Consider the following 273-nt stretch of genomic DNA (forward strand, 5'->3'; position numbering starts at 1 on the left):
TGATCTTCTGCACGGTGACATCAAGCGCGGAGGTAGGCTCATCGGCGATGATGAGCTCCGGCTCCAATGCCACGGCCGCGGCAATGAGCACGCGCTGCTTCATGCCGCCGGATAGCTCATGCGGGTACTGGTGATAGCGGCGCTGCGGATCATCAATGCCCACGCGCTCCAAAAGCTCCAGTGCACGCTTCTTCCGGGAGGCCTTATCGCCCTGCCCGTGGATGGCCATGCCCTCCTCCACCGAGGCGCCGATGGTCTTGAGCGGGTTAAGCG

The 273-nt window shown here is 63.4% G+C and carries 1 protein-coding gene; it reads right to left on the bottom strand.

Translation table 11 applies throughout. The annotated features are described in order from the left end of the window. Nucleotides 1–273, bottom strand: a 273-nt coding sequence (locus JMJ56_RS33455; protein ID WP_202836165.1) for an ATP-binding cassette domain-containing protein, incomplete at both ends; no start/stop codon positions are given.

Source organism: Belnapia arida (assembly GCF_016773205.1).
Lineage (GTDB): Bacteria > Pseudomonadota > Alphaproteobacteria > Acetobacterales > Acetobacteraceae > Belnapia > Belnapia arida.